This is a genomic window from uncultured Phenylobacterium sp. (assembly GCF_902826855.1).
In the GTDB taxonomy this organism is placed as follows: domain Bacteria; phylum Pseudomonadota; class Alphaproteobacteria; order Caulobacterales; family Caulobacteraceae; genus Phenylobacterium.
The window spans coordinates 1-7,195 of record NZ_CADEGK010000214.1 but is presented as its reverse complement, the minus strand read 5'-3'; the positions used below and the strand labels follow the sequence as shown (position 1 = coordinate 7,195).

Annotated in this window: 6 protein-coding genes and 1 pseudogene; all 7 read left to right on the top strand. The window is 67.6% G+C overall.

Annotated elements, in window-relative coordinates; translation table 11 throughout:
- Nucleotides 1-444 (top strand): annotated as a pseudogene (locus QZV94_RS21145) (DUF932 domain-containing protein); the annotation flags it as partial.
- Between the two features lie 175 nt (nt 445-619).
- Complete coding sequence (locus QZV94_RS21140) at nt 620-2,791, top strand: ParB/RepB/Spo0J family partition protein (RefSeq protein ID WP_293681567.1); 2,172 nt, start codon at nt 620-622, stop codon at nt 2,789-2,791.
- A gap of 71 nt (nt 2,792-2,862) precedes the next feature.
- On the top strand, nt 2,863-3,921 hold the full coding sequence (locus tag QZV94_RS21135) for a toprim domain-containing protein (RefSeq protein WP_293681564.1): 1,059 nt from the start codon (nt 2,863-2,865) through the stop codon (nt 3,919-3,921).
- A gap of 314 nt (nt 3,922-4,235) precedes the next feature.
- Nucleotides 4,236-5,165: a DUF2493 domain-containing protein gene (locus QZV94_RS21130; protein ID WP_293681561.1), complete on the top strand. Its 930-nt coding sequence runs from the start codon at nt 4,236-4,238 to the stop codon at nt 5,163-5,165.
- Nucleotides 5,166-5,240: 75 nt separating this feature from the next.
- Nucleotides 5,241-5,693 carry a hypothetical protein gene (locus QZV94_RS21125; protein ID WP_293681559.1) on the top strand — a complete coding sequence of 151 codons (453 nt, stop codon included), beginning with the start codon at nt 5,241-5,243 and terminating at the stop codon, nt 5,691-5,693.
- A 208-nt stretch (nt 5,694-5,901) separates the two neighbouring features.
- Nucleotides 5,902-6,066 carry a hypothetical protein gene (locus QZV94_RS21120; RefSeq protein WP_293681556.1) on the top strand — a complete coding sequence of 55 codons (165 nt, stop codon included), beginning with the start codon at nt 5,902-5,904 and terminating at the stop codon, nt 6,064-6,066.
- Between the two features lie 143 nt (nt 6,067-6,209).
- Nucleotides 6,210-6,650, top strand: coding sequence for a hypothetical protein (locus QZV94_RS21115; RefSeq protein ID WP_293681553.1), 441 nt, complete (start codon nt 6,210-6,212; stop codon nt 6,648-6,650).
- The last annotated feature ends 545 nt before the right edge of the window (nt 6,651-7,195 follow it).

Genomic DNA, 7,195 nt, shown 5'->3' with positions numbered 1-7,195 from the left:
GGCGCGAAGACGCTCGGCATGGCGTCCTTCTATCTTCGCGCCGTCTGCCAGAACCGCAATCTCTGGGGCGTTGAAGACTTCGAGGAGATCACAATACGGCACTCGAAGTACGCCGCCAGCCGCTTCGCCCACGAAGCCGCGCCGGCGCTGACCCGGTTCGCGAACTCGTCACCGGCGCCGTTCGTCAATGGCATCAAGGCCGCCCGGGCGCAGATCGTCGCCCGCACGGACGAGGACCGGACCGACTTCCTGCGGAAGCGCGGGTTCGGCAAGGCCGAGACCGCTAAGATCATCGAGGCAGTGCTCGTCGAGGAAGGCCGCGCGCCGACCAGCGTCTTCGATTTCGTCCAGGGCATCACCGCCGTCGCCCGCGACAAGCCGCACCAGGACGCGCGGCTGGATCTCGAAGCCCGGGCTAAGAAGCTCCTCGACCGCGCGTCCTGACTCCTGCCGAGCCGTGGAATCGGCTTTGCCGGTTCGCGGCTCTCCGGCTCTGTGCTTTTCCTGATCCACGTTTCTGCAGCGCCGCTCTCTTCAGAGGAAGAGGGCGGCGCTGCGCTTCGTGACGGGTAGGAGGCCGAGAGAGAGGCTCCCGGCCGCCCGTCATGGAGTGAAGACCATGGCCCAAGCGGCATCGAAGAAGATCACCCTGTCGTCCTCGCGCGACATCCCCCTCAACAAGCTCGTGCTCTCCCAGTCGAACGTCCGGCGCGTCAAGGCCGGCGTCTCGATCGAGGAGCTCGCCGAGGACATCGCCCGGCGCGGCCTGCTGCAGGGCCTGTCGGTTCGCGCCATCGTCGGCGAGGACGGGACCGAGACCGGCATCTACGAGATCCCGGCCGGCGGCCGGCGTTTCCGGGCGCTGGAGCTTCTGGTCAAGCAGAAGCGCCTCGCCAAGACCGCACCTGTGCCCTGCGTCGTGCGCGACGACGGCATCGCCGAGGAAGACAGCCTCGCCGAGAACGTCCAGCGCGCGCCGCTGCACCCGCTCGACCAGTTCCGGGCCTTCCACGCACTGCGCGAAAAGGGCCAGTCCGAGGAGGATATCGCGGCGGCGTTCTTCGTGCCGGTCGCGGTGGTCAAGCAGCGGCTGAAGCTCGCTTCGGTGTCGCCGCGCCTGCTCGACGTCTATGCCGAAGACGGCATGACGCTGGACCAGCTGATGGCCTTCACCGTCTCGGGCGATCATGAGCGCCAGGAGCAGGTGTTCGAGCGGCTGACGCAAGGCTACGACAAGCAGCCCTACGTCATCCGGCGCATGTTGACCGAGCACGCCGTGCGCGCGTCCGACAAGCGGGCGCAGTTTGTCGGGATCGACGCCTATGTCGAGGCCGACGGGACTATCCTGCGCGACCTGTTCCAGGCCGACGATGGCGGCTGGCTGCAGGATGTCGGCCTGCTCGACATGATGGTGACGGAGAAGCTCCGGGAGGCCGCGGCCGAGGTCCAGGCCGAGGGCTGGAAGTGGACCGAGGTCGCGACTTCCTTCCCCTACGGCCACGTATTCGGCCTTCGTCAGCTGCGGGGCGAGGAAGTCCCGCTCACCGAGGAAGAGGAAGCCGCGCGTACCGCGCTCCAGGCTGAGCTCGATGGACTGGAGGCCGAATACGCCGAGGCGGACGAACTGCCCGAAGAGGTGGACGCGCGCCTGGATGAGATCGAGACCGCGCTGGAAGCCCTCGATCAGCGGCCGGTTCGGTTCGACGCCGACGAGACCGGCCGGGCCGGCGCCTTCGTCAGCATCGACGCCGGCGGCAGTCTGCGGATCGAGCGCGGGTTCGTCCGGCCCGAGGACGAGCTGCCGATCGAGCCGGAGGTGGACAGCGCCACCGGCGACCTGGCCGGCGATGGCGATGAGACGCGGGCCGTCGCGGCGCGGGTCGACGACGATGGCACGGCCGTTCAGGTCGGACCCGTCGAGGAGCCGGAGGAGGATGAGGGTCTGAAGCCCATTCCCGACCGGCTGATGGCGGAACTAACGGCTCATCGCACGATCGCGCTGCGCCACGCGCTCGGCGACAACCCGGACGTGGCGTTCCTGGCGGCGCTGCACGCGCTCTGCATCCGCGTGTTCTACCGCTACGCGCTCGACACCTGCCTGGAGCTTGATCTGAAGAGCGCCGGCTTCGCCGCGCAGGCGCCGGGGCTCGCAGACACGCCGTCCGCCCGCGCGCTCGATGTGCGGCATCAGGCCTGGGCCGACACCCTTCCCAAGGAGCCAGAAGAGCTCTGGGACGCGCTCGACGGCTTCGATGCGGACAGCCGGCAGGCGCTGTTCGCGCACTGCGTCGCGCTGTCGGTCAACGCCGTGATCGAGCCCTACAATCGCCGGCCGCGGGCGATCCTCCATGCCGACCGGCTCGCCCAGGCAGTCGATCTCGACATGGCGGGGGCGGGCTGGACCCCGACCGTGGACGGCTTCCTCGGCCGGGTCACCAAGGCGCGCATCCTCGCCGCCGTGCGCGAGGCGAAGGGTGACCGGGCCGGTGACCGCATCGAGCACATGAAGAAGGGCGACATGGCGGAAGCGGCCGCGCAGGTCCTCGCCGGCTCGGGCTGGCTGCCGGAGCCGCTGCGCACGCCGGGGCGGGCGATCGTCACCGCCGCTGCGGAGACGGCCGAAGCCGGCGACGCGGCGATCATGGCGCAGGTCCCGGTCGAGACCGCCGACACCGAAGTCGTCGAAAAGACGGCGGAGGACGGCGGCGAAACGGCTATGGGAGAGTTCGAGCCCGTCGACGATGATGAGGAAGCCGAGGCGGACGTCCCCCACGCCGTCGCGGCCGAATAGCATCCGTCAACGAACCCGTGTCCACCTCAGGCCCGCCGGCGACGGCGGGCCTTCTTTTTCTGGGGTCGCTCATGCCGAACACCGCATCAGACCTCGCGCAACGTCTCGGCCGTCAGGCCGAAGCGGTCTGCCGCCATTACCTCTCCGCCGGACGCCGCGAGGGCCGCTACTGGCTGGTCGGCGACGCGCGCAACACGCCCGGCCGGTCGATGTTCGTCCGGCTGAAGGGCTCCGAATCCGGCAAGGGCGCCGCCGGTAAATGGACCGATGCCGCGACGGGCGAACATGGCGACTTGCTCGACGTGATCCGCGAAAGCTGTGGCCTGACCGATTTCAAGGACATCGCCGACGAGGCGCGCCGCTTCCTCAGCCTGCCGCATCCCGAGCCGGTGCCCTATGCGCCTTCGTCACGCCTGGCAGCCGCTCCGACAGGGTCGCCGATGGCGGCGCGGCGTCTGGTCGCTATGTCGCAGCCGATTACGGGCACAATCGCCGAAACGTATCTGCGCAAACGCGGCATTACGGCTTTGCACGCAAGCGGATCGCTGCGCTTCCACCCGCGCTGCTACTACCGCCCCGACGAGCATTCCCCGACCGAGACCTGGCCGGCGATGATCGCGTCGGTCACCGATCTCAGCGGCGGGATCACCGGGGCGCACCGCACCTATCTCGCGCCCCCTGGCATGGATTCGACCGCAGACGGCAAGGCGCCGATCGACACGCCGCGGCGGGCGATGGGCGACCTCCTGGGACATGCCGTACGGTTCGGCGTGGCGGGCGAGGTGATGGCGGCCGGCGAAGGCATCGAGACCATGCTGTCACTGAGACAGATCCTGCCCACTATGCCGGTGGCGTCGGCGCTCTCCGCCGCGCACCTTGCCGCCATCCTCTTCCCGGACACCCTGCGCCGGCTCTACATCGCGCGCGACGACGATCCGGCAGGCGACGGGGCGATGGGGACCTTGATCGAACGCGCGCAGGCGACCGGCATCGAGGCGATCGTGCTGTCGCCGAGCCTTGAGGACTTCAACGAAGACCTGCGAATTCTGGGCCAGGATAGCCTTCGGGCAGCCTTACGGGTGCAGATCGCACCGCAGGACGTCGCGCGCTTCATGGCGCTGGCGGCATAGGCCGAGAAGGATGCGGGACGGCGATCTGGTCTCCGCCTCGCTCAGATGCTTTCCCGTCTCGGGGAGGACCACGCCCGGGCCTTCGAGAGGGCGATCGGCCGGCAAGTGGTCCGGACCGGCAATGTCTGCGGCCGACTATTTTCCGGCGCGGCCTGCTGGGCCGCTTTCCATCGCGAAACAAAATAGCCGGCCTCCGCCATCCTCCGCTGACGCTCCGGCCCTGCGCTTCGCTGCGGGTGCAGGTCCGCTCCGCCCGCCAGCTTTCGACGCCATGAAGGCCGCGAGGGTCGCGGTCACGACCGACGGAGCATCCCATGAGCGAGCACCACGACCACGAGCCGGACCACGCCGCATCTCCCACCGACCATGTCCTCAGCGAACTTCAGCTCTATGGCTACCGCCCGTTCGCGGACGAACCCGATCCGAGGGGACTGCCTGATGGCAACCATGTGGCCGACGCCATCGCCGACATCTTCGACGCCCTGATCTCGACGCTCGAAGACACCCGCCTCGAGCCGGATCTCGACGACCTCCTCTGGTCGACGGTCAACCTCTTCCACCGCGCCACCCAACGGATCGAGCGCGAACTGGACGACAATGAGCAGGCGCAGCGCCGCTCGCAGCGCGAGCAGGACGGCAGCGAGGTGAAGTCGGTCGACCTGGAACGTCTCACCGCCGAAGGTCAGACGCTGATCGAGCGCCGCGACGCCTTCGAGTTGATGCGCGATCAGGCCGCCGAGCAGTTCGAGCGCCAAACCCGCTCATCGTGGAGACCCCGCAGCGGATCGATGGTCAACCACCGTCACCTGACCTCGGCGATGATCGACAGCCGTGACTTCCTCGCGGCGAAGAAGCGCGCCGAGACGCAGGTCATGCTGCCGGCAGGCCCGAAGATCGCCTTCACCGGCGGGCTGGACTTCAACGATCACCGCCTCATCTGGGCCAAACTCGATCAGGTCCACGCCAAGCACCCCGACATGGTGCTGCTGCACGGCGGTTCGCCCAAGGGTGCCGAACGCATCGCATCGCGTTGGGCGGACCATCGCAAGGTGCCGCAGGTGGCGTTCAAGCCCGACTGGACCCGGCACGCCAAGGCCGCGCCCTTCAAGCGCAACGATCAGATGCTGGACGTGCTGCCGATCGGGGTGCTGCATTTCCCGGGCACCGGCATCCAGGACAATCTCGCGGACAAGGCGAAGAAGCTCGGCATCCCGGTGTGGAACTTCAACAACGGCGGCGCTTAGGCGCCGCCCCACCACACTTCAACGACATAATCGCCGAAGATTGCGCCGTGCCGACCACGGTGCCACCCTTCGAAGATGTCACGTCACCTCGAAGACTTTCCCACGAATGTCGTGCTCGATCGACATCTTGCGTGCCTTCAGTTTAGCAATGCTGACCGGTTTCTTCGTTCCGCGGAAGAGGCGCGCAGCCGCGGCAGCGACGACATCGCCTACCATTCGCTGGCGATCACTATCGAACTGACGCTCAAATCCTACCTGCTTGCTCACGTCACGGACGACGACTGGAACCGCGTCCACATCCGGCACGATCTCGCCAAGGCTGTAGCCTACGCCAAACGCGCCGGACTGAAGCCTTCTCCGGAGCTATCGAGCGTCATCGCGCTCGTTCACCCCTATTTCATGGACGGCGGGTTCCACCGTGATCCGTCTGGCCAATGGCCGGCGGGGTTCGCGCCGACGGCCTGTCAAATCGTCCGCCACCTCGTCGCGACCGTCGCACAGGCAGCGTCCTTCCGGATCGACACTTAGCGGCTCCCGCCGGCGAGACACCACCCCGCGTTCTGGCGCTGATCCTTGGTCCAGCCGAGCGCCTGGCGCCATCAACCCCTAAGGGTCGGCTATGCGTGCATGCCGCCGCTGCGGCTTCGCCTGCGCGGTGATTGCGGCCCTCGCCCGGACACATCGGGCGCCTGTCACGCGGGGGGTGGTCCCCCGCCTCCAGACAGGAGCCGGAACGATGTCCCTCGATCAAGCGCACGCTTTCGCCTTCAGCCTCGCCACCACCCTGATGGCCGTCATCGTCATCTTCAAGGCCGGCGACGGCACACATTCGGTCACCCCCGCCAATGAGTTCGATGGCGACTCCGAGATCGTCGCGGAGATCGATCCCTTCGCCCCCTGACGGGGGCGACGCCTGTAGCGATACGGAGATCCTCTGTGGATTTCCGCTCCCGGAGACGCTCTTCTTTGGCTATACTCGGAACCGCGCCGTGGTGGTGGTGGATGGCGCGACCGTCAGACCTTTATCTCACGGAGCCCACCATCATGATCTTCATCGGTATTCTCGTCAGCGTCGCGGCCATCGGCTCTTTCTGCTGGCTGCTGTTCACACTCGCCGTTTTCGCATTGCCCTTCTTCGTCGGCGTCACCGCCGGGATGTGGGCCTATGACACCGGCGCCGGCTGGCTCGGCGCGATCACCTTCGGCGCGGTCGCGGGCGCGCTCACCTTCGGCATCGGCCAGTTCCTGCTCGTTTCCGTCCGTCCGCTTTGGGCACGCATCGTCATCGCGCTCGCCTTCGTCACGCCGGCGACAATTGCCGGCTATCACGCCACGCACGGCATCGTGAAACATACCATGCCGTCGGAAGGCTGGCAGGTCGCCTTTTCCATCATCGGCGCCGTCGCCGTCGGCGTGACCGCGCTGATGCGGCTCGCCGCGATGGCCCCGCCCGGTTCGACGGGACAAGGCCTGGTGCGGAGCTGAGCGCTGCCGCGGCTGGTGGGGTCGGACCGAACAGTGGCCTCGGTCGCTATCCTCATCTCCAGGGGCTACCGGACGCAGTATGGGCACGACCGCGGTTCTGGACCAATCCTGGCGCACGGCCCGCCGGAGCGATGGGTCAGCTCCAGCGATGCTCTTTTCGACGGCCCCTGACCGGGTCGGTTCGCTTTGGCGCAGTTGCGATGGCGCCGTGGACATGCACGTTCGCGCCTGGACGCGGCCGTCGTTGCCTCTGCAGTGACAGCGGGACTTCGCGGTTCCATCAGTGTCGCCACATTCTCCGTTGCTCGATCACTGTCCGGTCGAGCGCTCCAAACGGCCTCTTCAATGGGCTGATCTGACCGAAGGCCGGCTGCGCCTCGATCGCCTAAGCGGCAACGGCGCCGCCACGACTTTCTTCCCCTGCCGGCTGCGCCGTCATTCCTCGCGAACCAACAAAGTCGTTATGGCGCCATCCTTCGCTGCGCTGCGGTCGCAAGCGATGCCGCGTCGATCGCCTCCGGCCTGCCGATCGCCATCGAGGCCGC

Excerpts from the sequence above, each read along its gene's own strand:
- QZV94_RS21120 (WP_293681556.1), top strand. The coding sequence starts at position 5,902 with ATGTCCCTCGATCAAGCGCACGCTTTCGCCTTCAGCCTCGCCACCACC.
- QZV94_RS21125 (WP_293681559.1), top strand. The coding sequence starts at position 5,241 with ATGTCACGTCACCTCGAAGACTTTCCCACGAATGTCGTGCTCGATCGA.
- QZV94_RS21115 (WP_293681553.1), top strand. The coding sequence starts at position 6,210 with ATGATCTTCATCGGTATTCTCGTCAGCGTCGCGGCCATCGGCTCTTTC.
- QZV94_RS21140 (WP_293681567.1), top strand. The coding sequence starts at position 620 with ATGGCCCAAGCGGCATCGAAGAAGATCACCCTGTCGTCCTCGCGCGAC.
- QZV94_RS21135 (WP_293681564.1), top strand. The coding sequence starts at position 2,863 with ATGCCGAACACCGCATCAGACCTCGCGCAACGTCTCGGCCGTCAGGCC.
- QZV94_RS21130 (WP_293681561.1), top strand. The coding sequence starts at position 4,236 with ATGAGCGAGCACCACGACCACGAGCCGGACCACGCCGCATCTCCCACC.